Source organism: Sphaerochaeta sp. S2 (assembly GCF_016406725.1).
In the GTDB taxonomy this organism is placed as follows: Bacteria; Spirochaetota; Spirochaetia; order Sphaerochaetales; family Sphaerochaetaceae; genus Sphaerochaeta.
Window position 1 is genome coordinate 1 of record NZ_JAEKNT010000189.1, and the last position, 1,369, is coordinate 1,369.

The 1,369-nt window shown below is 44.6% G+C and carries 1 protein-coding gene; it reads right to left on the reverse strand.

Annotated elements, in window-relative coordinates:
* Positions 1–402 precede the first annotated feature (402 nt).
* Positions 403–1,350 (reverse strand): ABC transporter permease, encoded by a 948-nt coding sequence (locus JF818_RS05135; RefSeq protein WP_198890894.1) that lies wholly within the window; start codon positions 1,348–1,350, stop codon positions 403–405.
* Positions 1,351–1,369 lie beyond the last annotated feature (19 nt).

Genomic DNA, 1,369 nt, shown 5'->3' on the forward strand with positions numbered 1-1,369 from the left:
AAATTTGTATAAGACCCAGCCACTGCAGAGCCTCAGATTGGCGATAATCCTGGAGAACTGGAGCCCCGTTTGTACAAATACCATCTGTAATATCAGGCCAATTGTGTAAAGAAATAAATTGAGTGTCCAATACCCAATTCCTGGAACCTGCCGTTTTGAAATTATCCATGCATAGCACATGACCAAAAAAACAAGAAGTGATACACATTTTGAATAATGATTCCCTGCGACATTGATGCTCCCTTGCTCGTATATCCTATCAGAATCATACGGTCTGTAGGATATGTAAGCAAGAAAAACGTAAGAAGTTAGAGAGAAGTTTTACAAGAAAAGATTCGTTTGTCTATATTACGCTTTAAAAATTGATACATAGAAAAGGGAGTCTCGCGACTCCCCATGTCATCATTCATATACATCCCCAAGAGCTCTTGGTGCCTTCGTCTTCGATGAGAAAAAGAGCAGCAAGACCAAGGTAACGATATAGGGAAGGGTAAGGACGAGGTCCCCAAAGGAAGATGGCAATTCCAGCTTCTGTACCAGCACATATCCAGCACTCCGGGCAAAACCGAAAAGAATACAAGCAAGGAATGTCCGGCTAATTTTCCAAGAACCGAAGATATAGGCAGCAATGGCAAGATAACCAAAACCCATGTAAATGTTTGGAGAAAACGTGGTAGAGATGGAGTAGGCGAAACACATACCACCAAGGCCTGCCAGTGCACCACTGACCAATACTGATACGAAGCGGATTTTCATGACATTCCCACCGGCAGCAGCAACTGCATGGGGGTTATCCCCACATGCTCGGATATGCATACCGAATGGAGTCTTGTAATAGATGTAAGCCATAAGAATTGCAACCGCGACAATAATCGGAATAAAGGTGTACAGATCAGTAAACACTGCTCCCAGGATAGGAATTCTTGAGAGAAGGGGAACGGTAACCTTTGGGAAGATCTCCAAGAGGAACTTGTTTGATGGTTGTCTAAAGACTGATGCATTAATCTGGTTTGCAAGAAAGGCTGTGAGGGCTACACTGAGCATATTGATAACAACACCGCTGATAACCTGATTTGCCTTGAACTTGATACACATCAGTGCATGGAGTGAGGCAAGCAATGCCCCTCCGACCATTGCAAATGCCAAGGAAGCATAGATAAGCAAGAGTGGGTTCCCCGTAATGACACTGCTCAAGAGAGCATAACTCAGCCCTCCTGCAAAGGCACCAAAGCCAAGCAGTCCCTCAAGGGCTAGGTTTATCACTCCACTTCCCTCACTGTAGATGCCCCCGATTGCGATAATGAAGAGTGGGATGGAGAATGCGATTCCTTCGATGATAATGCTGTCCATACTCAAACCTCCTCAGCTT

Bases quoted from the DNA above. Each gene is read 5' to 3' on its own strand.
- JF818_RS05135 (WP_198890894.1), bottom strand. From the start codon at position 1,350: ATGGACAGCATTATCATCGAAGGAATCGCATTCTCCATCCCACTCTTC.